21 protein-coding genes are annotated in these 25660 nt (G+C 62.7%); 13 read left to right on the forward strand and 8 right to left on the reverse strand.

The annotated features are described in order from the left end of the window. Positions 1–48 precede the first annotated feature (48 nt). From M5G17_RS15065 to M5G17_RS15075, 3 genes are all read left to right on the forward strand, one after another. Positions 49–2571, forward strand: a complete 2523-nt coding sequence (locus M5G17_RS15065; RefSeq protein ID WP_273893690.1) for a fimbria/pilus outer membrane usher protein — start codon at positions 49–51, stop codon at positions 2569–2571. After that, on the forward strand, positions 2568–3611 hold the full coding sequence (locus tag M5G17_RS15070; RefSeq protein WP_273893691.1) for a fimbrial protein: 1044 nt from the start codon (positions 2568–2570) through the stop codon (positions 3609–3611). The genes M5G17_RS15065 and M5G17_RS15070 overlap by 4 nt, the downstream gene beginning before the upstream one ends. A gap of 72 nt (positions 3612–3683) precedes the next feature. Next, the gene (locus M5G17_RS15075) at positions 3684–4748 is read left to right on the forward strand and encodes a fimbrial protein (RefSeq protein ID WP_273893693.1); all 1065 of its coding nucleotides are present in this window, start codon (positions 3684–3686) and stop codon (positions 4746–4748) included. Between the two features lie 13 nt (positions 4749–4761). Here the strand turns inward: M5G17_RS15075 and M5G17_RS15080 are convergent, their stop codons facing one another. From M5G17_RS15080 to norR, 3 genes are all read right to left on the reverse strand, one after another. Beyond that, positions 4762–5505: a YkgJ family cysteine cluster protein gene (locus M5G17_RS15080; protein ID WP_273893694.1), complete on the reverse strand. Its 744-nt coding sequence runs from the start codon at positions 5503–5505 to the stop codon at positions 4762–4764. 85 nt (positions 5506–5590) lie between these two features. Next, positions 5591–6490 carry a chemotaxis protein gene (locus M5G17_RS15085; protein ID WP_273893696.1) on the reverse strand — a complete coding sequence of 300 codons (900 nt, stop codon included), beginning with the start codon at positions 6488–6490 and terminating at the stop codon, positions 5591–5593. An 80-nt stretch (positions 6491–6570) separates the two neighbouring features. Next, complete coding sequence (gene norR / locus M5G17_RS15090; protein ID WP_273893697.1) at positions 6571–8124, reverse strand: nitric oxide reductase transcriptional regulator NorR; 1554 nt, start codon at positions 8122–8124, stop codon at positions 6571–6573. Positions 8125–8277: 153 nt separating this feature from the next. Here norR and hmpA point away from each other — a divergent pair, with 153 nt between their 5' ends. Next, positions 8278–9459, forward strand: coding sequence for an NO-inducible flavohemoprotein (gene hmpA, locus M5G17_RS15095; protein WP_273893698.1), 1182 nt, complete (start codon positions 8278–8280; stop codon positions 9457–9459). Between the two features lie 171 nt (positions 9460–9630). After that, entirely contained in the window at positions 9631–10098 is a 468-nt protein-coding gene (locus tag M5G17_RS15100; RefSeq protein WP_273893699.1) for a phosphate-starvation-inducible protein PsiE, read from the forward strand. 221 nt (positions 10099–10319) lie between these two features. Here the strand turns inward: M5G17_RS15100 and M5G17_RS15105 are convergent, their stop codons facing one another. From M5G17_RS15105 to M5G17_RS15120, 4 genes are all read right to left on the reverse strand, one after another. Beyond that, entirely contained in the window at positions 10320–10727 is a 408-nt protein-coding gene (locus tag M5G17_RS15105; protein WP_273893700.1) for an HPF/RaiA family ribosome-associated protein, read from the reverse strand. Positions 10728–10905: 178 nt separating this feature from the next. Beyond that, positions 10906–13245 (reverse strand): TonB-dependent Fe(3+) dicitrate receptor FecA, encoded by a 2340-nt coding sequence (gene fecA / locus M5G17_RS15110; RefSeq protein WP_273893701.1) that lies wholly within the window; start codon positions 13243–13245, stop codon positions 10906–10908. Positions 13246–13335: 90 nt separating this feature from the next. Continuing rightward, positions 13336–14205: a FecR domain-containing protein gene (locus M5G17_RS15115; RefSeq protein WP_420793358.1), complete on the reverse strand. Its 870-nt coding sequence runs from the start codon at positions 14203–14205 to the stop codon at positions 13336–13338. Positions 14206–14264: 59 nt separating this feature from the next. Then, the gene (locus M5G17_RS15120; protein ID WP_273893703.1) at positions 14265–14759 is read right to left on the reverse strand and encodes a sigma-70 family RNA polymerase sigma factor; all 495 of its coding nucleotides are present in this window, start codon (positions 14757–14759) and stop codon (positions 14265–14267) included. Positions 14760–14978: 219 nt separating this feature from the next. Here M5G17_RS15120 and M5G17_RS15125 point away from each other — a divergent pair, with 219 nt between their 5' ends. The 7 genes from M5G17_RS15125 (at position 14979) to M5G17_RS15155 (ending at position 23288) form a co-directional block, all read left to right on the forward strand. Further along, positions 14979–16946: a ligand-gated channel protein gene (locus M5G17_RS15125; RefSeq protein WP_273893704.1), complete on the forward strand. Its 1968-nt coding sequence runs from the start codon at positions 14979–14981 to the stop codon at positions 16944–16946. A 75-nt stretch (positions 16947–17021) separates the two neighbouring features. Continuing rightward, positions 17022–17327: a DUF3649 domain-containing protein gene (locus M5G17_RS15130; protein ID WP_130266248.1), complete on the forward strand. Its 306-nt coding sequence runs from the start codon at positions 17022–17024 to the stop codon at positions 17325–17327. Next, entirely contained in the window at positions 17324–18898 is a 1575-nt protein-coding gene (locus tag M5G17_RS15135) for a PepSY-associated TM helix domain-containing protein (protein WP_273893705.1), read from the forward strand. The genes M5G17_RS15130 and M5G17_RS15135 overlap by 4 nt, the downstream gene beginning before the upstream one ends. After that, entirely contained in the window at positions 18898–19224 is a 327-nt protein-coding gene (locus M5G17_RS15140; RefSeq protein WP_273893706.1) for a DUF3325 domain-containing protein, read from the forward strand. The genes M5G17_RS15135 and M5G17_RS15140 overlap by 1 nt, the downstream gene beginning before the upstream one ends. A 1-nt stretch (position 19225) precedes the next feature. Further along, positions 19226–19810, forward strand: coding sequence for an RNA polymerase sigma factor (locus M5G17_RS15145; RefSeq protein WP_420793357.1), 585 nt, complete (start codon positions 19226–19228; stop codon positions 19808–19810). Continuing rightward, positions 19807–20781, forward strand: a complete 975-nt coding sequence (locus tag M5G17_RS15150) for a FecR family protein (protein ID WP_273893707.1) — start codon at positions 19807–19809, stop codon at positions 20779–20781. Before M5G17_RS15145 ends, M5G17_RS15150 begins: the two co-directional genes overlap by 4 nt. A 104-nt stretch (positions 20782–20885) precedes the next feature. Further along, positions 20886–23288 carry a TonB-dependent siderophore receptor gene (locus M5G17_RS15155; RefSeq protein ID WP_273893708.1) on the forward strand — a complete coding sequence of 801 codons (2403 nt, stop codon included), beginning with the start codon at positions 20886–20888 and terminating at the stop codon, positions 23286–23288. On the opposite strand, the gene M5G17_RS15160 is transcribed toward M5G17_RS15155, so the two are convergent. Then, positions 23285–24160: an AraC family transcriptional regulator gene (locus tag M5G17_RS15160; RefSeq protein ID WP_273893709.1), complete on the reverse strand. Its 876-nt coding sequence runs from the start codon at positions 24158–24160 to the stop codon at positions 23285–23287. The two genes, M5G17_RS15155 and M5G17_RS15160, sit on opposite strands and share 4 nt — an antisense overlap. A 137-nt stretch (positions 24161–24297) precedes the next feature. On the opposite strand from M5G17_RS15160, the gene M5G17_RS15165 reads away from it, so the two are divergent. After that, entirely contained in the window at positions 24298–25200 is a 903-nt protein-coding gene (locus M5G17_RS15165; RefSeq protein WP_273893710.1) for a DMT family transporter, read from the forward strand. Positions 25201–25660 lie beyond the last annotated feature (460 nt).

Here is a 25660-nt window from a genome sequence, read left to right on the forward strand (position 1 = left end):
GGACTATCGCAGAGCCCGCTTGCGCAGGCTTGGAATCGAGTAAGTGCAATGTTTGAGTTACCGTGCCCCTGGCGAGCCCCTCGTTCTGCCGGCGGCCTGCCGCTGGCCGTGGTTTTTACCCTGGCAGCAGTGGCAGGCCCTGGCAGCGCCCACTCGGCTACGTTCGACAGCAGTTTCATGCAGTCTTTTGGCGGCGGATCGGCTGGTCCGAACCTTGATCTGGAAGCGATAGCGCAGAGCACCCAGATTGGCCCCGGTCTGTATTCGGTGTCGATTCGCTTGAACCAGAGTTTTTTCGATCGGCGCGAATTGCGTTTCGATGACCAGGGCGCCGGTGAGGTTGCGGCCTGCCTGACACCAGCGCTATTGCTGGACATGGGCGTGAAGCTCGAAGCCTTGCTCGACAAGGCACAGCTGACCACGCTCGACTGCGTGGACTTGGCCGCAGTGATCGAAGGCGCCGCCGTCAGCTTCGATGCGGCCTACCTGGCCGTGGATATCATCGTTCCGCAAATTGCCCTGCAGCGCGATGCGGTCGGTTATGTCTCGCCCAGCGAATGGGACGATGGCATCAATGCCGGCATGCTCAATTATCAGTTCGTCGCAGCCCAAGGCCACAGCGATGACCAGGGCAGCAACAGCCAGTACAACCTGTACCTGAACGGTGGCCTCAATCTCGGCGGCTGGCGCCTGCGCTCCAATGCTTACCTGAGCCAGGATTCGGTGCTGGGGCGTCAGTGGCAACGCTCCAATACCTATGCCCAGACCGACTTGCCAGCAACCTTTGGCACTTTGACCTTGGGCGACAGCTTTACTGTGGGCGATGTTTTCGACAGCCTGCCGTTTCGCGGCGTACAACTGGCAACCGACATGGGTATGTGGCCGGACTCGCTGCAGGGCTATGCCCCTGTGGTACGCGGCGTAGCCGAAACCCGGGCGAAGGTAGAGGTGCTGCACAACGGTTATTCGCTGTACTCGACCTACGTGCCCCCAGGGCCGTTCGAGATCGATGACCTCAACGCCGCAGGCGGCAGTGGTGATCTGGAAGTGATCATCACCGAGGCCGATGGGCGTGAGCGACGCTTTACCCAGCCCTATGCGACGCTGGGTAACCTGATGCGCGAAAAGGCCTGGCGCTACAGCCTGACCCTGGGCGAATACAACGCCGCCGACGAAGGCGACCGGCCCAAACTCGGCCAGGCAACCCTGGCCTATGGCCTGCCTGCCGACTACACGGTGTATGGCGGTGTGCTCGGCAACGATTTCTATCAGGCCACGCTGCTGGGGCTGGGTAAGAACCTCGGGCATTTCGGCGCGGTTTCGCTGGATGCGACCCAGGCCCGCACCGACGGCGCCGACAGCCGCCGCGACACCGGCCAGAGCTATGGTCTGCGCTACGGCAAGGCGTTCGCTACCGGTACCTCGGTACGCTTTGCCGGCTACCGCTACTCCACCGAAGGCTATCGGGATTTTGCCGAGGCCGTCTGGCAGCACGACAATGCCACCTTCGATCGCGCCACCAAGCGCAGCCGGGTGCAGGCCAGCGTGGCCCACAATTTTGCCAGCACCGCTTTTTACCTGAACCTCAGCCAGCAGGACTACTGGAACACCTCACGGCGGGAGCGGCAGTTGCAGTTGGGCGTTAACACCCAGTACCGCAGCGTCAGCTACGGCCTGTATGCGAGCAAGAGCCTGGTCGACTCGTTTGGCCAATCCAGTCAGATTGCCTTGAGCGTTTCCTTGCCCTTGGGCGGTGGCAGCAGCGCCAATCTGGCACTGACACGCAACGATGATGGCAGCTATGACGAACGGGCCGGGTTCCGCGGGCGGGCCGGCCGTGATGGGCACCTGTCTTACAACATCGACGCCAGTCACAGCGAGCGCAGCGGCTCGTCCGGTTCGGCGTCGGTCAACTACCTGGCACCCTTCGCCCAGTTAGGGGCAGGGCTCAGTGGCGGCGAGCGCTACGAGCAGGCCAGCATCAACCTGGCCGGCTCACTGATTGCCCATGCCGACGGCCTGGCGCTAGGGCATACCCTGGGCGAGACCATGGGCCTGGTGCATGTGGCCGATACGGCCGATGTCGGCGTGCTCAACGCGCCGGGTACCCGCACCAATGCCGATGGCTATTCGGTCATCCCTTACATGACGCCGTACCGTAAGAACCGGGTGAGCCTGGATACCCAGGATCTGGACCACAACGTCGACATCGACAATGGCGTAGCCCAGGTGGTGCCGCGCCGGGGTGCGGTGGTCAAGGCTTCGTTCGAGGCCAAACGGTCCGAGAAGATTCTGCTCAACTTGCGCTTGGTCGACGGTGGCCATCCACCGTTCGGTGCCCAGGTGCTCGACGGCGAGCAACAGTCGGTCGGTGTGGTCGGGCCGGGCGGGCAAGTGCTGCTGACCCTGCCGGAGGCCAGTAACCAGGTCCGGGTCCGGTGGGGCAAGGCGGCGCATCAGCAATGCTGGGCGTCGCTTGAGGCCGCAGGTCTGGAACCTGTCAGTGATACCTATCGCCAGGTGCAAGCGACCTGTCAGCCCATTGCCGATGATGCAGGAGTGACACCGTGAAAAAAGTAACCGGATGGTTCGGTCGTTGCTTGCTGCTTCTGAGCGCGTGTTTTTCCTCGCAAGTGCACGCCTGTTTTCCGGAGGGGTTCTTCAAAACCCTGAACATCAGCGCGGGTTACAACAATGTCGGCCGGGATACACCGGACGGCACGGTATTCTGGGACAGGCCGCAGCAGTTGGTGAACTTCAGTAGTAACTGGATTGATTGCCGTGGACCTGTGACCTTCCAGGTCACTACCCCTTTGGCTCCGATCCATGGCTCGCCGCTGGTCGATCCAGGCGAAGTGCTGCTGCGGACCCCGATTCCCGGAATTGGCCTGGTGATGAACGCACGTCTTTCCGCTGATGGTTCGTTGGTCTACACCCCGGGCACAGGGCGACTGGGCAGCGGCGTCCCTCATACGGTCAGCCACATCCGCAGCGACCGCTTGGTATCCATGCGCGATCTTGACTATGGAATCCGCTTGATAAAGATCGGGCCTGTGCAACCGGGCCATCATTTTCTGAACGGCACGACGGTGATGCAGATCGCCAGTGACCGTAACGGACCCCTTATGGATGTGGTGATTTCACAAGGCTCGGTGGGTGTTGCCCAATGCAGCCTGCCAGCGGCACCCGGCAATCAGATTAGGGTACCGATGGGGACCTGGACGCCAAGTGACTTTGCTGGAGAAGGGGCAGGGACCCAGCACCGGGCGTTTCGCATTGCACTCAATGATTGCACCTACGGAGTGAGTGACCCACATGCGCCTGGCGTCTATGCCCATATGCGTCTTGACCCGCGAAACGGCTCGACGGTCATTGATGCGCCAAGGGGCATTCTCGGACTGAGTAGCGACTCCACGGCCAGTGGAGTCGGTGTTCAGGTGCTCAAGTCAGATCTTACGCCGCTGGCGCTACTGGAAGAGCTGCCCATAGAAAGGGTTGGCTTTGGCACAACCTGGCTTGATCTTGCCGCGCGTTACATCCAGGCAGGGGCTGACCGGCCTGATGCGGGTACTGCCAACGCGGCAGCGGGGTTCACCATTACCTACAAATGAGCGTGACATCCTCAGCAGATCACCGCGGCTCAAGTGTGGCGGTACTTTCAAGAATACGAGAGGCAAAATCAGATGAGTTCTCACCGCTTGAACAACGGCCGCCGGCTGTTGGCCGCGTTGCTGTTTGGCGCGCCCTTTAGCGCTTGGTCCTGTGACTTCGCTCCGGGTTATTTTCTTAACGTCAACCTGAGTGCGGGCGCGCTTTACGTACCCAGGGATGCCCCACCCGGCACGGTGATCAGGGATCGCGAGGTCTCAGTGCATGCCCTCAATCCCGGCCAATTGTGTAGCAGCGCTGCGGTGTATACGGTCAGCTCACCACTGCGTGCTGAAAATGGCTCGCCGTTGGTTAGCGCGGGTGAAGTGCTGCTGCATTCGGACATCCCGGGTGTTGCCGTGGTGGTCGACACCCGACTGTCACCGGCGTCATGGGATATGCCCTGGTGGAATTATGTGCCAGGTACAGGGGCCAACCGCTCCGGCGTGCCTTACGTTGCACACAATCTGGGAGTTGTCGGTGGGAGCTACGACAGAATTGCGCACGTAACGCTGGGCTACCGGATCATCAAGACCGGCCCCATCGAGCCGGGCAATGGCCCGTATTCGCTGTCTGGCCTTACACTGGCCCGATACTCGAGCAACCTCATCGGCCCGATGATCGACATCAAGATCAACAGCGGTACCTTGACCGTCGCGCAATGCAGTTTGCCGTCTAAGCCGGGCAAGCAGATCAGGGTCGATCTGGGGAGCTGGAACCAGAGCGACTTCAACGGCGAGGGGGCCTCAAGCGATGCCATGGCGTTCTACATTCCGCTCAGTGGCTGCAGCAACGGCAGTGGTGCGGCCAACAACCACTTTGCCCACATCCGTCTGGACCCGCGCAATGGCTCCAGTGTGGTCGATGGGCCGCGCGGGATCGTGGGCCTGACAGCTGATTCCACGGCCACGGGCGTGGCCGTGCAGGTACTCAAGGATGATTTGAGCCCGCTGGCCTTGAACGAGGATGTCCCCATCCGGCGTTTGCAGAACGGCAGCATCACCTTGCCAATGGCCGCACGCTACATCCAGGTCGGCGATGCCGGGCCTACGGGAGGGATCGCCAATGCGGCGGTCAACTTCACCATTACCTACCGATAGCCAATCGCGCGATTCAGAAGCCGATGAAGCTGTAATGGGCCCCTTGCTCGCTGCAGACCTGGACGGCGCAGGCCTCAAGCTCTGCGCACAAGGCCGGGTCTACGACGTGCAGGCTCCAGGGCGCAATCGGCTGGTCGAGTGGCGGTTGCTCAAGCGCTTGAGCCAGCGCCGCAACAGCGGGTAGGTAGGCGGTAAAGCCATTGCCCTTTAGCGCGCTGACATTGATGCCCAGGGCCTGGCAGATGGCGACCTTGGCGCGGATATCGTCGCGGTCGGCCTGGCGCGAGCGCTCGATCAGTTCGGCCAGGCGCCGGTCGACCAGGTACTCGCCATGAATCAACGGCGGGCCACTGTGCCAGGCTTCGCTGGGGCAGTCCTTGGTCTCGGGGCGCAGTGGGATGTGTGGATTGATTTCCATCGGATAAATCCGACACACCAGCGGGCGGGTCTCGTAGATGCCGCAGCGATTGTCCTCACCCAGATGGCGGCAACGCCCCGGATTGAAGGCGGCGAAGGTGATGCTTACCCAAACCTCGCTGCTACCGCAGGGCACGGGCCAGGCGCGGCGCATGGCGTGTTCACGCTGTGCTTCGGGCAGGCCCGGGCCGTCGGCCAGGAAGGCTTCGGCCAGGACAATGAGCTGGCCGCCAGCATCGAGCCACTGGCGGGTTTCGCTGAGGGTCAGGGGTACATGGTGCCCGGTGCAGCATTTGCCACAGCCGGTGCAGTCGAAATGGACAGTGGATAGCGCAGCCATGTTGGTGGCGGATACTCGGAACGTCGGGCGCCTCATTGTGCCTGAGCGTCAGGCACATTCAAGTGCAGCGTAAGCCTGCTTTGTTTTAGCGCTCTGCGAAGGCCACGGCGCGTGCGGCGACGATCAGGCAGTCGGTCAGTTCCGGCGAAGAGAACTTGGTCAGCACCGCGTTGGCCCCGGCGTCCTTGGCTTTATCGCTGTTCATGGCGCTGTCCAGCGAGGTGTGCAGCAATACATACAGGTGCTGGAAGTCAGGCGTCTCACGCAGGGTGCGGGTGAAGGCGTAGCCGTCCATCTCGGACATCTCGATGTCCGACACCACCACGTTGATCTCGCGCTCGGTACCTTGCAGCTCCAGCAAGGTATTGATCGCATCCTTGGCGCTGCGCGCGGTGTGGCATTCGATACCGAGGTTGCGCAAGGTATGCACCGATTGCTGCAGGGCCACCTGGCTGTCATCGACCACCAGGATATTGGTGGCGCCCAGCACGGCGGCGTCTTCGGCACTGAGCTGCGAGGTGGCCACTTCGCGGGGCGGCGGGGCGATGCCGTGGATAACCTTTTCGATATCCAGTACCTGCACCAGGGTGTTATCGACCCGGGTTACGCCGGTAATGAACGACTTGCTGCCCGAACCGAAAGGTGGCGGCTTGATGTCGGTGCTCAGGCAGTGGACGATCTTGCTCACCGCCTGCACGTGCAGGCCCTGCTTGGAGCGGCTGATGTCGGTGACGATCAGGCAGCCACCCGGCGGATCTGCCAGTGGCCGCTCGCCGATGGCCCGCGACAGGTCGATGACCGACAGCGAGTTGCCGCGCAAGGTGGCCACGCCCTGGACGTGAGGGTGCGACTCCGGCAGCTTGGTCAGCGGCGGGCAGGGGATGATTTCACTGACCTTGAGCAGGTTGATCGCCATCAGCTTGCCGCTGCGCAGGGTGAACAGCAGCAGCGACAGCGAGTCCGCGCGGGCATTTTGCGACGCCATAGGCACCTTCAGGGCAGAGTAATTGAGGGAGATGCCAGGTTATCGACCCGGCAGCCCGTGGCTTTAATCACTCGGTGCAATCAGCGTAGACCCAAGCGCCGCGCCAGGCGACTGAGATTGGCCCGGTCCAGTCCCAGCTCGCGGGCGGTGCTGGCCCAGTTCTGCTGGTGGCGCTCAAGGCAAGCCTGGATCAACTGGCGCTGGTAGTCGTCCAGAGCCTGGCGCAGGTCGCCGCTGGGCAGTGGCTGATCAGCCAACGCGGTGGTTTGGGCTTGTGTCGGGAAGGCCTGGACCGGGCGCAAATCCAGGTCGGCAGCCTCCAGGGTGAGGATTTTCGGCCGTTGCGCGTGTTGCCCCAGGGCCTTGAGCGCCGAGCGGCCGATCAGGTGTTCCAGCTCCCGGACATTGCCCGGCCAGTTGTAGCCGCTCAGCGCGGCCTGGGCTTCAGCACTCAGGCGCAGGCTGCCCAGGCCCATGCGCGATCGGTTCTGCTCCAGAAAGTAGCCGCTGAGCAGCAGCACATCACGGCCACGCTCACGCAGTGACGGCACCAGCAGCGGGTACACGCTTAGGCGATGGTAGAAGTCGGCGCGGTAGCGCCCGGCGCGCACCTCTTCGGCCAGGTCGCGGTTGGTCGCGGCGATCAGGCGCACATCCACCCGGTGCTCCTGGTCCGAGCCCAGGCGCTGCAACTGCCCGCTCTGCAACACGCGCAGCAGCTTGGCTTGCACACTCAGCGACAACTCGCCGACTTCATCGAGAAACAGCGTGCCACCATTGGCCAGCTCGAACTTGCCGCGCCGCTCGCCCACTGCGCCGGTAAAGGCGCCGCGCACATGGCCAAACAGCTCGCTCTCGACCAGGGTGTCCGGCAGCGCCGCGCAGTTGAGGCTGATCATCGGCCTGGCTGCGCGGCTCGAAGCCTGGTGGATGGCCTGGGCCACCAGCTCCTTGCCAACCCCGGTTTCGCCGGTGACCAACACCGTCAGGTCGCTGCTGCCGACCAGGCGGATTTCTTCCAGCAGGCGTTTGTGCGCCTTGCTCTGGCCGATCAGCTCCTTGTGCTGCTGACCGCTGGCCTGGCGGTAAACCTCGGCGCGCTGGTGTTCGTCTTCGACGCGCAAGGCCAGGCGCTCGATGCGTTCAGCAACATTGACTGTGGCCGCCGCCAGGCTGGCAAAGGCCTGCAGGGCATCAAGCTCGACCTGCTGGAACTGCTCCGGGTCCAGCGCATCGAGGGTGATCAGGCCCCAGGGTCGTTCATCGACAAACAGCGGGCAACCCATGCAGTCGTGCACCTCAAGGTGCTGGTGCAGGCCTTCGACCAGGCCGTCGTAAGGGTCGGGCAGCGTGCTGTCGCTGGCAAAGCGGGTCGGCTTGCTGCGGCTGAGAATCGCAGCAAATCGCGGATGCTCATCGACCTTGAAGCGTCGCCCGAGGGTGTCGGTACTCAAGCCGTTCACCGCCAGCGGCACCAGCCATTCACCGTCCAGGCGCAGCAGGGCGGCGGCATCGCACGGCAGCAGGCTGCGCATGGCTTCGAGCAGGCGCCGGTAGCGCTCGCGCTCGGGCAACTCGCGGGACAGGTCGCTGACCAGCGGCAGCAAGGCGGTGAGCAAGGATTTTGCGGTCATAAAGACTCCTGTAAGTCTAAATGACTATATCGCAGTTGTTGTCTTTATGACTCATTACTTTATAAGTCATTGATTTATAACTACTTAATAGTTGGCACGAAAGCTGTAATAGCTCAGGCATTCATCAAGAAGCCACAGGCTCAGGAGTCATCCATGCTCAATGCCCAGGATCGTGCAATCGTCAAAGCCACCGTACCCCTGCTGGAAAGCGGCGGTGAAGCGCTGACCACTCATTTTTACAAACTGATGCTCAGCGAGTACCCGCAAGTGCGTCCGCTGTTCAACCAGGCGCACCAGGCCAGTGGCGACCAGCCCCGGGCGCTGGCCAATGGCGTACTGATGTATGCCCGGCACATCGACCAGCTTGAGCAGCTCGGTGGCCTGGTCGGGCAGATCATCAACAAGCATGTGGCCTTGCAGATCCTCCCGGAACATTACCCGATTGTCGGCAGCTGCCTGCTGCGCGCCATTGAAGAAGTCCTCGGCAAAGACATCGCCACCCCCGAAGTGATTGCCGCTTGGGGCGCGGCCTATCAGCAACTGGCCGATATCCTCATCGGTGCTGAAGGCGATATCTACACGCAAAAAGCCGCGGCCCCTGGCGGCTGGCGTGGTGCGCGCGAATTCACGCTGGTCGAGCGGGTCGAGGAGAGCAGTGAAATCGTCTCCTTCTACTTCGCCCCGGTCGACGGCGGGGCGATCCTGCAGGCCGAGCCTGGTCAGTACATCGGCCTGCAACTGGTCATCGATGGCCAGGAGCAACGCCGCAACTACTCGCTGTCGGCCCTGAGCAATGCCGGCCAGTACCGCATCAGCGTCAAGCGCGAAGCCAGTGGCAAGGTCTCCAGCTACCTGCACGAGCAGTTCGTCGTGGGCGATACCATCAACCTGTTCCCGCCATCGGGCGAGTTCACCCTGAGCGCCAGCGACAAGCCCCTGGTGCTGATCAGCGGTGGCGTTGGCATCACTCCGACCCTGCCGATGCTCGAAGCTGCGCTGGCCAGCGGGCGCCTGGTGCACTTCATTCACTGTGCGCGCAACGGTGCGGTGCACGCCTTCCGTGACTGGGTCGATGAACTGGCGGCGCGCCACCCGCAGGTCAAGCGCTTCTACTGCTATGCCGAAGACGATGGCCAAAGCCAGCCGGCGGATGCGCTGGGCCTGCTCAGCGCCGATCAACTCGGTCAGTGGCTGCCGCAAGAGCGTGATGTGGATGCCTACTTCCTCGGCCCCAAAGCCTTCATGGCCAGCATCAAGCGCCACCTCAAGGGCCTGGGCGTGCCCGAGCAACAGAGCCGTTACGAGTTCTTCGGCCCGGCGTCGGCCCTGGAATGAACGCGCTGCGGTAACCGCGAATTGAAAGGATGAAGGCACCGCCAGCGATGGCTGTGCCTTGCGGCATTCGGTCGCCTTCTCAAGCAGGGGGCCTGGCCTCTTTACTGCATACCGACAAAGCGTCATGCGCCTGGCGCATCATCCTTCCAGCCGTATCAAGGAAACCGTATCGTGAGCATCAATTGGGCTGACAAACTGCGCAAGCGCCTGCATGGCTCTGCCGACTCGCTGGGCAACCTGTGCGTCGAGTCGTTCCATTACCTGGCCCTGTTCGGCATCGGTGGCATTACCGCCTACGCGGCCGTGGTCACCTTCATCGAGATGCTCGGCAAGGGCGTCAGCGTCGACGACATCCTGCTGCTGTTCATCTACCTCGAACTCGGCGCCATGGTGGGGATCTACTTCAAGACCAACCACATGCCGATCCGCTTCCTGCTCTATGTGGCCATTACTGCACTGACCCGCCTGCTGATTGGCGATGTCTCGCACCACAAGGCGCCTGACGTGGGGTTGTTGTACGTGTGTGGCGGCATTCTGCTGCTGGCGTTCGCGATCCTGGTGGTGCGTTATGCCTCGTACCGCTATCCGTCGACCAAGGCTATTGATGCCAATGGCAAGGAAATCGAGGAAGCGAAGTAACAGGCGCAGGACTCTGTGGGAGATTCCATGATTGTCCGGTGTACATAGAGCTTTGTGGGAGCCGGCGTTGCCGGCGATGAGGCCGGTACAGCCAGCACATCATGTGTTGCCTGAGTGACGACCGCTTCGCGCTCGATCGCTGGCAACGCCAGCTCCCACAAGCCCGCTCCTACAAAAAAGGCGAGCCCTTGGGCTCGCCTTTTTACCGTCTGCGTTACGGCTTATCCGTTGAGTCGAGCTTGCTCGTTCTCCAGGAATTCTTCCTGCAACAGCCCGTCATTCGGGGCACCGTCAATGCTTTGCTGGGCGACCGCGCGTTTGCTGCGCAGCTTGCCGTAGAAGTGCTCCAGGGCGTGGTCCAGTTTGGTTGCGGCGCCTTCGACAGCCTGGTCGAGGGATGCGGATTTATGGCTTACGGAAATCGGTTGATGGCCTTTTGGGCGTGCCTCCATCTGGCAGCGTTTGTCATGCGGACCTGGCTTGTCGCCATTCTCGTCGCGCAGGTGGACCTCGATGCGGGTGAGGTCTTCTTCAAAACGTTCGAGCGTGCTTTCTACCGTGCTGCGGACCCACTCTTCCAGCCGGATGTTGCCTTGAATATGGTTGTCGCTATTGACTTGGATTTGCATAGTTCAATCCCTTATTCAGCTAGCTCGCAAGAGAATCGATGGGGCCTTGGCGGCCTGTGAGAACCATCGCCTCTTGACTACAAGGTCAGGCAGTTGGCGGAACAATTCAAGCCCTTTTGAAATAAAAATATCTTGTAGCAAAAAGCCCGGCGGCGGCCGGGCTTTTGCATGCGCTGGATCAGAACGCGACGGAGGTCTGCAGGTATACCGTACGAGGTTCTCCCACGTACTTGCCCTTGTTGTTGTCGTCGAACGAGCGGGTGTAGTACTGGTGATTGAAGATGTTTTTCACCCCCACGGCGACGTTGAGGTTCGACAGTTGCGGGCCGAAGTCGTAGGCCGCGCGGCTGCTGAACAGCATGTAGCCGGGGATCCGTCCGGTGCTGCCATCGGCGCTTTCGGCCGAGGTGTTGGCGTTGTCGGCGAACTGGTCACTCTGGTAGGTGCTGTCGAGGTTGAGCTTCCACTGGCCCTCGGTGTAACCGATGCCCAGGGTACCTTTGTGGCGGGACGAGAAGGGCACGCGATTGCCCTTGTTCGGCCCATCTTCACGGATTTTAGCGTCGACAAAGGCGTAGGTGGCGTACACGTCGAAACCTGCCAGTACCGGGTTCAGGCCTTCGAGGGCGTACTTGACGCTGGTCTCGATGCCTTGGTGGCGGGTTTCCCCGCGGGCGATCACCGAATCGTTGGTCTGATTGCTTTCGTACTGGCTGTCGAAATTGATCAAAAACGCGCCGATTTCGGCTTGCAGGTTGCCATTGTCGTAGCGGGTACCCAGCTCCCAGGTGCGGGCTTTTTCCGGTTTCACTTCGCCGCTGCTGACCCGGTTGGGCATCTGGCTGTACTGCACGCTGCCGAACGAGCCTTCGGTGTTGGCGTACAGGTTCCAGCTGTCACTCAGGTGATACATCACGTTAAGCGCCGGCAGGGCGGTGTTGTAGTCGCCCTGGTAGCGCTGGCCGGTGAGCTTGTTGGACTGCTCGGAGTCGATCATCTCGTAGCGGATGCCCGGGGTGATGGTCCATTGGCCGATGTCGATGCGGTCATCGAGGAAAATCGCATGGGCTTGGGTGCCGCCACGGGTGTCGCGGTCGTTGCGGCTGGCGGTGGTTGGCAGCTGGTTGGCGGCGATCGGCTCGCGGTAGCGCAGTTCATGGCCGGCTTCGTTGATGTAGCGGTAACCGACGCCGACTTCATGCCAGCTTTCACCGAGGGCAAAGCCCTGGGAGAAGCGTGTTTCGATGCCGCGTACCCAGTACTCGCGCGGCGACAGCGAGACGAAAGTGCCTTGGTCCAGGTAACCGCTGCGCAGGGTCTTGGTGAAGAAGCTGTTGACGCTGAACTGGCGGGCGTCTTCCTTGTAGTCGTAGCCGAAGTTGAACATGGTCCGGCGGCCCCAGAACTTGTCTTGCAGTCGGGTCGACTGGTACGGGTCGGCATCGTAGTCGGCAACGCTCAGGCCGCCGGGCATCTGCGCCTCGCCCTCGTAGTACTGGGCCATGGCGTGCAGGCTGTTGGCTTCGTCGAGCTGGTACTTGCCTTTGAGGATCAGGTCGTCGATCTGCGTATCGCTGTGTTCGCGCCAGTCGCCGCCACGGGTGCCGGAGTAGAGCAGGGCGCCGCCCAGGCCGTTGGCGTTGGTGCCGCCGGCCAGCAGGTTGGCGCTGGTTTTGAAACCGTCATGGCTGGACGAGGGGCTGGTCTGGGTCTGGAAGCCGGCCTTGACCGTTGGTTCGTCGGGGATCGCCCTGGTCACGAAGTTGACGATGCCGCCGACGTTCTGCGGGCCGTACCGCACGGCGCCGCCGCCGCGGACCACGTCCACCGCGTCCATGTTGCCCATGCTGACCGGGGCGAACGACAGCTGTGGCTGGCCGTAGGGGGCGAATGGTACCGGGATGCCGTCCATCAGCACGGTGGAGCGTGAGGCCAGGCGTGGGTTGAGCCCGCGAATACCGAAGTTCATTGCCATGTCATGGCTGCCGGTGCCGTTGTTTTCCGGGGCGTTGACACCAGGGATGCGGTTGAGCACTTCACGGGCGGTGGTGGCGCCACTGCGTTCGAATTCTTCACGGCGGATCACGTCACGGGCACCGGCGTGTTCGAAGACGTTGTCCTGCTGCGCCGCGCCCAGCCAGTCGCCAACCACGGTGGAGGCGCCGAGCTCGACCGGCGCGTTGGCGCCGGCGAGCGGTTGCAGGCTGAAGGCATTCTCGCCCTCGGCGCGCGCTTGCAGGCCGGTGCCCTGCAGCAATGCGTCGAGGCCTTGCTGCGGGCTGTACTGGCCTTGCAGGCCGGGGCTTTGCACGCCACTGGTGACCTGCGAGCCGAAGGAAATCAATACACCGCTTTCGCGACCGAACTGATTCAGGGCGTTTTCCAGACTGCTCGGGGCGATCTGGTAGGTGCGCGCCGGGGCCTCGGCCGCCAGGGCGGCAAGCGTGGTGAAACTCAGGCTGGCACCCAGCAGCAGGGTGCGCAGGGCCTGGGCAAGTGGACTCGGTCGAAGGGGCATGCGGGAGGTCCTTGAGAAGGTCGAAGCAAAGGGTTCTGCCTTCTCTGTCACGCGAGATTCAAAAACGGCTCAGGTCAGTTGAAAAAAGATTCAGGCCCGCGCTTCGACCGTCACCCAGTAGCGGGTAAAGCGCCGCACGCGCACCGGCAGCGCTACTTCGAGCAGGTCGAGAATGCGCTCGCTGTCGGCCAGCGGATAACTGCCGGAGATCAGCAGGTTGGCCACCTCGGGCGCGCAGTTGAGCTGGCCGCGACGGTAGCGGCCCAGTTCCTCGAGGAATGCGCCCAAGGGCATGTGCGCGGCCATCAGCATGCCGTCGACCCAAGCTCCGGCATTGCTGTCCAGGGCTTGGCTGGCCTGCCATTGCGGGCCGTTGAAGCGCGCTTGCTGACCGCTTTGCAGGACCTTGCCGGCCAGGCTGGCGCTGCCTTCAAACACCGCCAACTGGCTGTACTGCGGGAACTGGCGCAGGTTGTAGCGACCGTTGCTCAGGTTCACCAGGCCATGTTCGGTGAGCAACTGCAGTGGTCGCGTATCACCGGCCACGGTCAGTTGCAGTTCACCTTCGAGCAGACGCACCAGGCGCTGGCTGGCATCGAAACGCACGTCGGCGGCGCTGCGGGTGTTCAGTTGCAACAGACTGCCGTCGTCCAGGTCCAGGCGCCGGCGTTCGCCCACCGGGCTGCGGTAATCGGCGAGCAGGGTTGGCAGCGGGCTGTGCTGATGCAAGGCCAGGCCGCTGGCACTGCCGACGCCGAGGATCAGCAGGGTTTTCAGCGCCCGTCGGCGGCTGGCCGAACGTGGCGCCTGCAAGGCCGCATGGGCCAGGGGTGAGGACAGGCCGCGCAAACGCTGGTTGATCCGCTCAATGTGCTCCCAGGCGCGACGATGGTTGTCATCGGCCTGCAACCATTGCTGCATGGCCTGCTGCTGACGCGCATCGAGGGCGCCGCCTTGCATCTCGATCAACCAGTGCACAGCCTGTTCGGCCACCTGCGGGGAAAACTCCTGATGGCCGTTCACAGGGCAAAGTAACAGCGCATGGCCGCCTTGTTCAGGTAGCGCTTGACCGTGGCCAGGGAAATGCCCAGTTGCGCAGCGATCTCGCTGTAGCTCAGGCCGTCGACCTGGGCCATCAGGAAGGCCCGTTTAACCGGCAGGGGCAGGCCGTCGAGCAGGCGGTCGAGCTCCAGCAGGGTTTCGAAAATGATTGCCCGGTGCTCTTCCGACGGCGCCAGTGCTTCAGGCAACTGCGCCAGGGCCTGCAGGTAGGCACGCTCCAGGTCCTGACGACGGTAGTGGTTGCACAATACCCGTTTGGCCACGGTGGTGAGGAACGCCCGCGGCTCGTTGAGCAGCGGCGTGTCGCGGGCCTGGAGCAGGCGCATGAAGGTGTCCTGGGCCAGGTCTGCGGCGCTGTCGGGGCAGCCCAGGCGCCGGCGCAACCAGCCGGTCAGCCAGTTGTGATGGTCGACGTAGAGGCCTTCGAGCGAGGAAGAGGGAGCGCTGGGCACCGTGAACACTCCGGCGCCAGGATGCGCAACAGAATAAGAATTGTTCGCATTGTAGTGAAAGGTGCTGCCCCTCGGCAATCGGCGCCTGACTGACGGGCGTAGCAGAGGATCGGGAAAATGTAAAAAACGTAAATACGCTTTACTCTCATTTGAGAATAAATAGCATTCACTCCCTAGATGAATTTACGCAACATTTACATTTCTCAGGGAGAGGTCCTCGTGTCCCCGACTTTCAGCAAATCCTGCCTCGCGCTCACCCTCTGCTCGTTGTACAGCGCCCACGCCACCGCCCAGACCCAGCCGCTGGAGCTGGACAACATGGTGGTGACCGCGTCGGGTTTCTCCCAGCAGATCAAGGATGCACCGGCATCGATTTCGGTCATTACCCGCGAGCAGATCGAGAACAAGTCCTACCGCGACGTCACTGATGCCCTGCGCGATGTGCCAGGCGTGGTGGTCACCGGCGGTGCCAGCTCCAGCGATATCAGCATTCGCGGCATGGCCTCCAAGTACACCCTGATGCTGGTCGACGGCAAACGCCAGGACTCGCGCGCCACCCGCCCCAACAGCGATGGCGCCGGTATCGAGCAGGGCTGGATGCCGCCGCTGGAAGCCATCGAGCGCATCGAAGTGGTGCGCGGGCCGATGTCGTCGCTGTACGGCTCCGATGCCATGGGCGGGGTGATCAACATCATCACCCGTAAGGTCACTCCGCAGTGGTACGGCGGCATCCGTACTGAAACGACCTTCCAGGACCGCTCCGACTCGGGTGACTACAACAGCACCAACGCCTTCATCTCCGGGCCGCTGGTCGACAACCTGGTCGGCCTGCAACTGTACGGTCAGCGCTCGCGCCGCGACGAAGACCATATCGTCAACGGCTTCAACGAGCAGAGCACCGACAGCGCAACAGCCAAGCTGTCGTTCACTCCGGATGAGCACAACGACATCACCCTGGAAGCGGGCAAGTCCGAGCAGGAACGCAATTCGCACAAAGGCCGTTCGGCGAGCAGATCCGACAGCCGCAACGACTACGACCGCACCAACTTCTCGGTGACCCACTCCGGGCGCTGGGACGGCATCACCAGCGAGAGCTACCTGCAGCGCGAGAAGATCGAGAACCCGGGCCGACGCATGGAGCTGGAAAACACCGTGCTCAACTCGCAGGTGTCGTTCTTCAGCGATTCGCACATCACCACCTTCGGTGGCCAGTACAAGTACGAAGATCTTAGCGATGAAGGCAACCAACTGGCCTCGGCGGCCAGCGTCAACCAGCTGACCCGCTGGTCCTGGGCGCTGTTTGCCGAAGACGAATGGCGCCTGACGGAGGCCTTTGCCCTGACCGGCGGCCTGCGCATGGACCGTGACGAGAACTACGGCACCCACTGGTCGCCACGGCTGTACGGGGTTTACCACCCGACCGAGCAGTGGACCATCAAGGGTGGTGTTTCCAGTGGTTATCGCTCGCCGGACATCCGTGCGGCCGTGGATGACTGGGGCCAGATCACCGGTGGCGGCGGCGACCCAGCAATCATCGTCGGCAACTCCAGCCTCAAGCCGGAGAAGAGCCTGAGCCAGGAAATCGGCTTCATCTGGGACAACCTCGAAGGTTTCTCCACCGGCCTGACCCTGTTCAATACCGACTTCAAGGACAAGATCACCGAGACCCGCCGTTGCACCGACAGCACCGGCAATGCCTCGGGCCAGTGCCAGATCGGCGGTACCTCGTACAAGTTCATCAGTGACCGGGTCAACGTTGACGAAGCACAGATGCGCGGCGTTGAAGCGACCCTGGACTGGGACATCACCCAAACCGTATCGCTGGCCACCAACTACACCTTCACCGCCTCCGAGCAGAAGAGCGGCCCGCAAAAGGGCAAGGCCCTGAACCAGATGCCACGGCACATGTTCAACGCCACCCTCGACTGGCAGGCCACTGATCAGCTGGGCACCTGGGCGCGCCTGAACTACCGCGGCAAGACCTCGGACTACCTGGGCCGTACCACCATGTCCGACGGCACGCCGTCGTACACCTTCGTCGATTTTGGCGGCACCTACCGGGTGACCAAGAACGTCAAGCTGCTGGCCGGTGTGTACAACGTCTTCAACAAGGAAGTGGACTACGACAACTACCAGACCGTACTGGACGGCCGCCGCTACACCATGGGCGTAGACCTGTCGTTCTGATCCGTCTGGCCTGCGGCTTTGCTTGTGAGAATATAAATCATTACTATTGTGCGCTTCTCGTAATGGACGGATGCCATGAAAAGCAAAGCCGCCAGGCTACCCATCAGCTATCGCCTGGCCGTGACCTCCCGCAGCCTGGCTGCCGTGTTCGGTGGTTACCTGCTGGCGGCCATGGCCAGCGTCTGCATCACCCTGCTGTTGCCGGTGCCCCGTGCCGAGGCGGTGATCAGCGGCATGATGCTGTCGTTCCTGTTTTACCTGGTGGCCTTTCTCTGGTGCTTCGCCTGTCGTAGCGCCTGGCAGGCCTGGCTGGGTGTACTGCTGCCAAGCCTGGTGCTGGGTATGATCAACGGACTGGTCTACTGGATGAAAAACCCATGAAAGAGGGCTTTCGCCAGGCCATGGCCTGGCTGCACACCTGGACCGGGCTGATCTTCGGCTGGTTGCTGTTTGCGATTTTCCTGACCGGGACAATGTCCTATTTCAAGGAAGAAATCAGCCACTGGACCCAGCCGGAAGTGCCCAGCCGGGCGCTGGACCCGGCGGCAAGCCTGGACCTGGCCCAGCGCTACTTGCAGGAGCATGCGCCGACCGCAGGCAGCTGGTTTATCCAGTTGCCCAACGCCCGTGAACCGGCGTTGAGCGTGAGCTGGCCCAAGGCGGGTGGCGGGCGCCGAGACTTCATCTCCAAGACCCTCGACCCTGCCACCGGCACCGAACTGCAGGCGCGCGAAACCCGTGGCGGCGAGTTCTTCTACCGCTTCCATTTCCAGCTGGAGATGCCTCATCCCTGGGGCCGCTGGCTGTCGACCTTTGCCGCGTTCATCATGCTCCTGGGCCTGGTGACCGGGATCATTACCCACAAGAAGATCTTCAAGGAGTTCTTCACCTTCCGCCCGGGCAAGGGCCAGCGTTCCTGGCTCGACGGGCATAACGCCATTGGCGTGCTGGTGCTGCCGTTTCATCTGATGATCAGCTACAGCAGCCTGGTGATCTTCATGGCCATGGTCATGCCGGCCAGCATCATCGCCAGCTATGGCGACAACACCCGTGGCTTTTTCAATGATCTGTTCGGCGGCCAGAGCCAGGTACAGGCCGCTGGCACCCCGGCGCCGCTGCTGCCTTTGCCGCAGTTGTACGCCAAGGTCCAGGAGCAGGCGCCCGGGGCCAATCTTGCGTGGGTCGAGGTACAGAACCCCGGTGACCAGAACGCCCGGGTACGTTTCGCCCGCCATGCCGGTGACCGCATCGCTCACCAGCGTGGCGGTGGCTGGCTGTTCGACGGGGTCAATGGCACGCTCGAGGGCGGTAGCCAGATCGAGGCCACGCCGATGCTGATTTCCGGTGGCATGTACGGCCTGCACATGGGCATTTTCGCTGGGCCCTGGCTGCGCTGGCTGTACTTCTTCTTCGGCCTGGCCGGTACGGCGGTGATCGGTACTGGCCTGGTGATGTGGCTGGGCAAGCGTCAGCTCAAGCATGCCAAGAGCGGCACCCAGCCGTTCGAGTTGCGCCTGGTCGAGGTGCTCAATATCGCCAGCATGAGCGGCCTGCTGATCGGCGTGGCGGCGTTCTTCTGGGCCAACCGCCTGCTGCCAATCGGTGTTGAAGGCCGCGCCGACTGGGAGATCAACAGCTTCTTCCTGCTCTGGGCGTTGTCGCTGCTGCACGCCATGCTGCGCCCGGGCCGCCGTGCCTGGGCCGAGCAACTGGGCCTGGGCGCGCTGATGTGGGCGGCCTTGCCGCTGCTCAACGGCCTGACCACCGGCCAGGGCTTGAACCACTCGATTGCCGTGGGTGACTGGGCCATGGCCGGCTTCGACCTCACCGCACTGGCCAGCGGCCTGTTCCTGGCCTGGGCTGCCAGCAAGATGTGGCGGGCGCCGGTGGTTGCGGCCAAGCGTGCGCCCAAGGCTGCGCCCGGCAAGCTGATCGAAAGCGAGGTGAACTGATGCTGGCCATTGCCCTGTTTGGTTTCGCCGGTTTCGCCGCCCTGTGCCTGGCCATGGAAAAACACTACAAGGACCTGCTTGGGCATAAGCCCGGCAGTGCACAGCTCAAGGCTTTGCGGGTGGCCGGTTGGCTGCTGCTGACCCTGGCGCTGCTGCTGGCCGTGCGCCACAGCGGCTGGGCTATGGGCTTGGTCGAGCTGTTCGCGGTGCTGATGGCCGGGGTCACCCTCTGGGTGTTTCTCTTGCCTTACCAGCCACGCCTGCTGCTGGGCCTGGCGGCGGCCAGTGTGGTGCTGGCGCCATTGACTGCCCTGGCTTCATTGTAAGTTGGTCAACGAGCCGCTCGATCTGCCCGCCGAAGGTGTCAACGACGCCGATGGGGCAAGCGGGCGTGCGCGTTTTGTGCAGGTGTTCCTCGCCCAGCGGGCGCAGATGGAAGCCCTGGTCAGCCGCCGTATCGGCTGCCGGGCCACGGCTTCGGACCTGGTCCAGGAACTGTTCCTGCGCTTCTGGCGCCGCCCGCAGGTCAAGGTCGAGGCGCTCGATACCTACCTGCTGCGTTGTGCCGGTAACATTGCTATCGATCACTTGCGCCGCGAAGGCGCTCGCGAGCGGGTCAACGACAGCCTGCAGTTGGAGGTGGTCGACGATCATGTCAGCGCACCGCACGTAGCACTGGAAGTGAACAGCGACCTGCAGCGCATCGAAGCGGCGCTGCGTGAACTGCCTGAACGTACCCGGCAGATCTTTCTCCTCAACCGTATCCACGGCCGCAAGTACGCCGAGATCGCCAAGGCCATGGGCCTGTCCCAGAGCGCGGTGGAAAAACACATGATGCGCGCCCTGGAGGCGTGCAAGGCGAGTGTTGCACTGTCGCCAGCCAGCACGCGCCAGCCAGGGAAAGCACCATGAGCGAAATCACCGCCGAGCAGCATCAGGCCGCTTTGGGCTGGCTGAGCCGGATCAACGAGCAACCGCAGCTGGCTGAGCGCGCCGAGTTCAAGCGCTGGCTGCTGGTAGACGCGGCCCATGGCCGCGCCTTTGCCCAGGCCCAGACGCTGTGGCGCTTGAGTGAAACGCCGGCGAGCCTGTTGGCGGCCGAGGATGACCAGGCCCTGCAAGGCTATTTGCGCGCCATGCAGCAACCGACAGCGGGGCGTACCTGGCGCCGTGTTGCCAGCTTCGCTGCCGCCGCTTGCCTGGTGCTGGCCCTGGGCACTGCTGCGGGTTGGCATCCGGCGTACTGGCTAGATGATTTGCAGGCGGATTACGTTACGGCGCCAGGGCAGGTCGAGGAAGTGGTGCTGGCCGACAATTCGCACATGACCCTCGATGCCGGCAGTGCCGTATCTGTGGATTTCAGCCATGGTGAGCGCCAGGTGACTATCCGTCGGGGCGCGGCGTTCTTTCATGTCACCCACACCGGCGAGCCGTTCGTGGTCGAAGCGGCCAAAGGCGAAACACGCGTGCTGGGCACTCGCTTCGAGGTGCGCAAACACAATGGCGGCGCGCGGGTCACCGTGCTCGACGGTCGGGTGGCGGTGACCGCTGCGCCTGGGCGTTTGCAACAGCAGTTGAATGGGGGGCAGCAGGTTGCCTATCGCGACGGCACCGCCAGCGCCGTCGAAGCGGTGGACAGTGAGTCGCGCCTGGCCTGGCGCCAGGGCTGGCTCAATTACTACCAGGTGCCGCTGAGCACAGTGATCGATGACCTGGCTCGCTACTACCCGGGGCGCATCATCGTGCTCGACAGCGAGCTGGGCAAACGCAAGGTCAGCGGCAGCTTCCCGGCCAACCAGCCGCTGGCGGCGCTGGACTCGCTTGGCGCGGTGCTGGGGTTCAAGCGCAATACCTTGCTGGAACGGGTCACGCTGATCCGCTGAAAAATATTTTCAGAAAAGTGATGAGGTAAGTTCACGCGACAACCGTGTAGTGAGTGAAAGTGCGATTCATTCGCATAAATGTCACTCCTTCACAGGTTATGGTCATGAAGTTCACACCCTCGGCAGCGCGCGGCTTTTCAATCTGGCTCAGTGTCTCGGCGCTGGCCGCAGGTAGCGCGCTACCTCTGGGGGCGGTGGCCGCGCAGCAGGTCTACCTGTTTGCCCAGCCAAGCAAGCCGCTGGTGCAGGCGCTCAATGACTTCAGCCGCCTGACCGGGCAAAGCGTGATCTACACCACCGACCTGCCGGCGATCGACGCACCGGCGCTCAATGGCCGCCTCAGTGCCGAGCAGGCCTTGCAACAACTGCTGGGCAATTGCGGCCTGGCCTTTCGCCGCGTCGACGCCCGCACCCTGACCCTCGAAGCGCTGGATGCCAGTGGTGCGCTCAAGCTCGATGCAACCACGGTCAACTCGCAAGCCGATGCCGATTACAGCTACCAGCCGCCGCAAGGCAGCTCGGTGATGCGCAGCCAGGCAGCGATCATGGAAACGCCCCAGGCGATCAACGTGGTGCCGGCCCAGGTGCTCAAGGACCAGGCGCCGCGCAACCTCGACGATGCCCTGGCCAATGTCAGCGGCGTGACCCAGGGCAACAACTTTGGCGGCACCCAGGACACGGTGATGAAGCGCGGCTTTGGCGACAACCGCGATGGCTCGATCATGCGCGACGGCATGCCCATCGTGCAGGGGCGCAGCCTCAATGCCACCACCGAGCGGGTCGAAGTGCTCAAGGGACCGGCCTCTTTGCTGTACGGTATCCAGGACCCGGGTGGGGTGATCAACGTGGTCAGTAAACGGCCGCAACTGCAGCGCTACAACGCCTTGAATCTGCGCGGCTCCAGTTACGGCAGTGGCAAGAATGGTAGCGGCGGCGGCCTGGACAGCACCGGTGCACTGGGCCAGAGCAACGTCGCCTACCGCCTGGTGCTCGACCATGAAGACGAAGACTACTGGCGCAACTTCGGTACCCACCGCGAATCGCTGGTGGCGCCGTCGCTGGCCTGGTTCGGTGAAGACACCCAGGTACTGCTGGCCTACGAGCACCGCGAGTTTCTCTATCCATTTGATCGCGGCACGGCCATCGACCCGCGCACCCATCACCCGCTGGACATCCCCAGTACCCGACGCCTGGACGAGCCGTTCAACGACATGCAAGGGCGCTCGGACCTCTATCGCCTGGAAGTCGATCATCAACTCTCGGATGACTGGAAAGCCCACTTCGGCTTCAGTTACAACCGCGAAACCTACGACGCCAGCCAGGTGCGGGTGACAGGCGTCAATGCTGCCCGCGGCACCCTGACCCGGAGCATGGACGGCACCCATGGCGCCCTCAGCAGCGACCGTTTCGCCACGGCAAGCCTTGAGGGCAAGGTGCAACTGGCGGGGATGCAGCACGACCTGTTGTTCGGCCTGGATAACGAGTACCGCAAGATCTACCGCGCCGACCTGATCCGCCAAAATAGCCTGAGCACCTTCAGTTACCTGAATCCGGTGTATGGCCGCGAAGTCGAGGGCACCAGCGTGCGCGACAGCGACAGTGCGCAAACCGACAAGCTGCGCAGCGATTCGCTGTTCTTCCAGGATTCGATCCACCTCGACGAGCACTGGATCCTGGTCGCTGGTGCGCGCTACCAGATGTACGACCAGATCGCCGGACGCGGGCGGCCGTTCAAGGCCAACACCAACAACAATGGCCAGGCCTGGGTGCCGCGCCTGGGGCTGGTGTACAAGGTTGACGAGCAGCTGTCGTTCTATGGCAGCTACACCGAATCGTTCAAGCCCAACTCCAGCATCGCCCCGTTGACCGGTGGCCTGGTGCTGGATTCGAGTATCGAACCGGAGGAGGGTAAATCCTGGGAGCTGGGTGCCAAGCTCGACATGCCGGGAGCGCTGACCGGCACCCTGGCATTGTTCGATATCCGCAAGCGCAATGTGTTGGTGGCCAACTTCGACTCGGCAACCGGCGACACCCTTTACAGCAACGCCGGTGAGGTGCGCTCGCGGGGCGTAGAACTCGACCTGAGCGGCCAGTTGAGCGAGCACTGGAGCCTGATCGGCAACTATGCCTTCACCGACGCTGAAGTCACTCAGGACCCTGCGCTCGAGGGCAATCGTCTGCAGAACGTGGCGCGCCACAGCGGCTCGTTGTCAGCGGTGTATGACGTGGGCAGCCTGTTCGGTGGCGACCGCCTGCGCCTGGGCGCCGGTGCGCGCTATGTCGGTGAGCGTGCGGGCAACGCCGAAAATGATTTCGAGTTGCCGGGCTACACCGTCGCCGATGCCTTTGCCAGTTACGAAACCCGGCTGGACGAGCACAAGGTGCGCTTGCAGTTGAACGTCAAGAACCTGTTCGACCGCACCTATTACAGCTCGGCGGTGAACCGCAATTTTGTCTCGGTGGGCGATGCGCGTCAGGTCAGCCTGTCCGGCACCCTGGAGTTCTAAGTACTGAAAGCCGCTCGGTAGGCACCGGGGGTTGCCCCCAGGGCCTGACGGAAGCGGGTGCTGAAGTGGCTGGCGCTGGCAAAGCCGCAGAGCAAGGCCACCTCACCCAGGGGCAGTTGACCGTGGCGCAGCAACTGACGCGCCTTGGCCAGGCGCCGGGCCAGCAGGTACTGGTGTGGCGGCAGGCCGAAACTTGTGCGAAACATCCGGGCAAAGTGGTACTCCGAAAGGTTGCACAGCGCCGCCAGCTCGCCCAGGGTCAGCGGTTGATCCAGGTGCGCTTCGACATACTCGCTCAGTTGCCGGCGCTGGTAAGCGGCCAGCCCGCCCTTCAGGCGCAGGCCCTGGCGCAGGCCGACCTGGCTGAGCACGGCGTGGTCAAGAATCTCGTGGGCCAGGCTGCTGGTCAGCAGGCGTTCGGCGGGCTCGTCCCAGTCCAGGGTAATCAGCTGCCGAAAGCGCCGGGCCTGCGCGGGGTCGTCGAGAAAGGTCGCTTCCTGCAGTTGCAGCTCACGGGGCTCACGGTCCAGCAGGCTGATGCAACCGAGGGCAAACTGCTCCTGGCTGATGTACAGGTGCGCCAGGCGGATCGAACCGTTGACCACCCAGTGCGAAGCCGAGCCTGCCGGCATGATGCACAGTTTGTCGGGCGCGCCGGTGTGGCCTGGGCGGTCGCGGCGAAAGGTGCCGGTGCCGTCGGCGATGTAACACGACAGGGTGTGGTGGCTGGGGGCCTCGTAGTCGCGGGCGTCGTGGCGGTTGTTCCACAGGGCTGCAGCCAGGCCGTCACCCAGGTGCGCGCTGTGCTCCAGGCGGGCATGGGGCGAGTCGTGCATGGCTTTGAAGACTTGCAGCTGGTCCAACGACGTCATGGTTCCTACCTCTGCTGGCCATCCTACTCCGCCGTGCCTGGGCTGACAGCTGCCGGCCGCGCAAAAGCGCAAGAATGTGCAAGTGCCGGCTAAGGACGCAGTTGCACACTGGTGGCCTGGAATCGAGGAGTGCTGCCATGAACCTGTCGTTATACCTGCTCACTGTGCTGATCTGGGGCACCACCTGGATTGCCCTGAAGCTGCAACTGGGGGTGGTCGCCATTCCTGTGTCGATCGTCTACCGCTTTGCCCTGGCGGCACTGGTGCTGTTTGTCATCCTGGTGCTCAGTCGTCGCCTGCAACGGATGAACCGCCGTGGTCACCTGATTTGTCTGGCCCAGGGGCTGTGCCTGTTCTGCGTCAACTTCATGTGTTTCCTGACCGCCAGCCAGTGGATTCCCAGCGGCCTGATCGCCGTGGTGTTTTCCACCGCGACCTTGTGGAATGCGCTCAATGCACGTCTGTTTCTTGGCCAGAAGATTGCCGTCAACGTGATGGCCGGCGGGGCATTGGGCTTGGCGGGGCTAGGGCTGTTGTTCTGGCCCGAGCTGGCCGGGCATGCCGCCAGCCGTGAAACCCTCATCGGCCTGGGCCTGGCCCTGCTCGGTACTCTGTGTTTTTCGGCCGGCAACATGCTCTCTAGCCTGCAACAGAAAGCCGGCTTGCGGCCGATGACCACCAACGCCTGGGGCATGCTCTATGGCGCCAGCATGCTTGCGCTGTATTGCCTGGTCAGCGGTATCCCGTTTGCCATGGAATGGAACACGCGTTACATCGGTTCGCTGTTGTACCTGGTGATCCCGGGCTCGGTGATCGGCTTTACCGCCTACCTGACCCTGGTCGGGCGCATGGGCCCGGAGCGGGCGGCGTATTGCACGGTGTTGTTCCCGTTGGTGGCGCTGAATGTCTCGGCGTTCTACGAGGGCTACCAGTGGACGGCGCCGGCACTGGCGGGCCTGGTGCTGGTGATGCTGGGTAACGTGCTGGTGTTTCGCAAGCCGCGGCCCAAGGTGGTCGAGCCGGTAGTGGCCTTGAGGTAGCTATCGCGGGGCACCAAGGCTGACAACACCGTTCTCACAGGCCATGGCACGTCGGCGCTCGATCTCAAGGGCGCCACAAGCCGTTTGGCAAGCACCTAGACCGCGATGAGGCCGGTACAGCCAGCACTGCAGGCGGCGTTTGGATTGCGACCGCTGCGCGCTCGATCGCTGGCAAGCCAGCTCCCACAGGTTCTGCGCTACACCTATGGCACGGTTGGCCATGGCCTCGCGGGTTTCGGCGGTTGCTGAACCTAGTAAAAATGACAGTATCTTACAAACACTAAGTAAATTAACGTCAGGCGTACACCTTTGAAAACAACCCTTGCTGGAGGGTGTTGAAATGGATGGTAACGCTACCAAGGGCGCTAATTTTCCACCGTGCTCTACTTGTGCCACACATTTGGCTAATGTGGCTGAACAGGAAAGCTATGCGCAATCTATTAGGGATTCTCCGATCAAG

This window comes from Pseudomonas rubra (genome assembly GCF_028656935.1).
GTDB classification, from domain to species: Bacteria; Pseudomonadota; Gammaproteobacteria; order Pseudomonadales; family Pseudomonadaceae; genus Aquipseudomonas; species Aquipseudomonas rubra.

Coding starts and splice junctions, on each gene's coding strand:
- M5G17_RS15080 (WP_273893694.1), bottom strand. CDS start 5,505: ATGGCTGCGCTATCCACTGTCCATTTCGACTGCACCGGCTGTGGCAAA.
- M5G17_RS15115 (WP_420793358.1), bottom strand. CDS start 14,205: ATGCAAGGCGGCGCCCTCGATGCGCGTCAGCAGCAGGCCATGCAGCAA.
- M5G17_RS15165 (WP_273893710.1), top strand. CDS start 24,298: ATGAACCTGTCGTTATACCTGCTCACTGTGCTGATCTGGGGCACCACC.
- norR (WP_273893697.1), bottom strand. CDS start 8,124: ATGACCGCAAAATCCTTGCTCACCGCCTTGCTGCCGCTGGTCAGCGAC.
- M5G17_RS15150 (WP_273893707.1), top strand. CDS start 19,807: ATGAGCGAAATCACCGCCGAGCAGCATCAGGCCGCTTTGGGCTGGCTG.
- M5G17_RS15130 (WP_130266248.1), top strand. CDS start 17,022: ATGAAAAGCAAAGCCGCCAGGCTACCCATCAGCTATCGCCTGGCCGTG.
- M5G17_RS15065 (WP_273893690.1), top strand. CDS start 49: ATGTTTGAGTTACCGTGCCCCTGGCGAGCCCCTCGTTCTGCCGGCGGC.
- M5G17_RS15105 (WP_273893700.1), bottom strand. CDS start 10,727: ATGCAAATCCAAGTCAATAGCGACAACCATATTCAAGGCAACATCCGG.
- M5G17_RS15135 (WP_273893705.1), top strand. CDS start 17,324: ATGAAAGAGGGCTTTCGCCAGGCCATGGCCTGGCTGCACACCTGGACC.
- M5G17_RS15075 (WP_273893693.1), top strand. CDS start 3,684: ATGAGTTCTCACCGCTTGAACAACGGCCGCCGGCTGTTGGCCGCGTTG.
- M5G17_RS15155 (WP_273893708.1), top strand. CDS start 20,886: ATGAAGTTCACACCCTCGGCAGCGCGCGGCTTTTCAATCTGGCTCAGT.
- hmpA (WP_273893698.1), top strand. CDS start 8,278: ATGCTCAATGCCCAGGATCGTGCAATCGTCAAAGCCACCGTACCCCTG.
- M5G17_RS15160 (WP_273893709.1), bottom strand. CDS start 24,160: ATGACGTCGTTGGACCAGCTGCAAGTCTTCAAAGCCATGCACGACTCG.
- M5G17_RS15140 (WP_273893706.1), top strand. CDS start 18,898: ATGCTGGCCATTGCCCTGTTTGGTTTCGCCGGTTTCGCCGCCCTGTGC.
- fecA (WP_273893701.1), bottom strand. CDS start 13,245: ATGCCCCTTCGACCGAGTCCACTTGCCCAGGCCCTGCGCACCCTGCTG.
- M5G17_RS15085 (WP_273893696.1), bottom strand. CDS start 6,490: ATGGCGTCGCAAAATGCCCGCGCGGACTCGCTGTCGCTGCTGCTGTTC.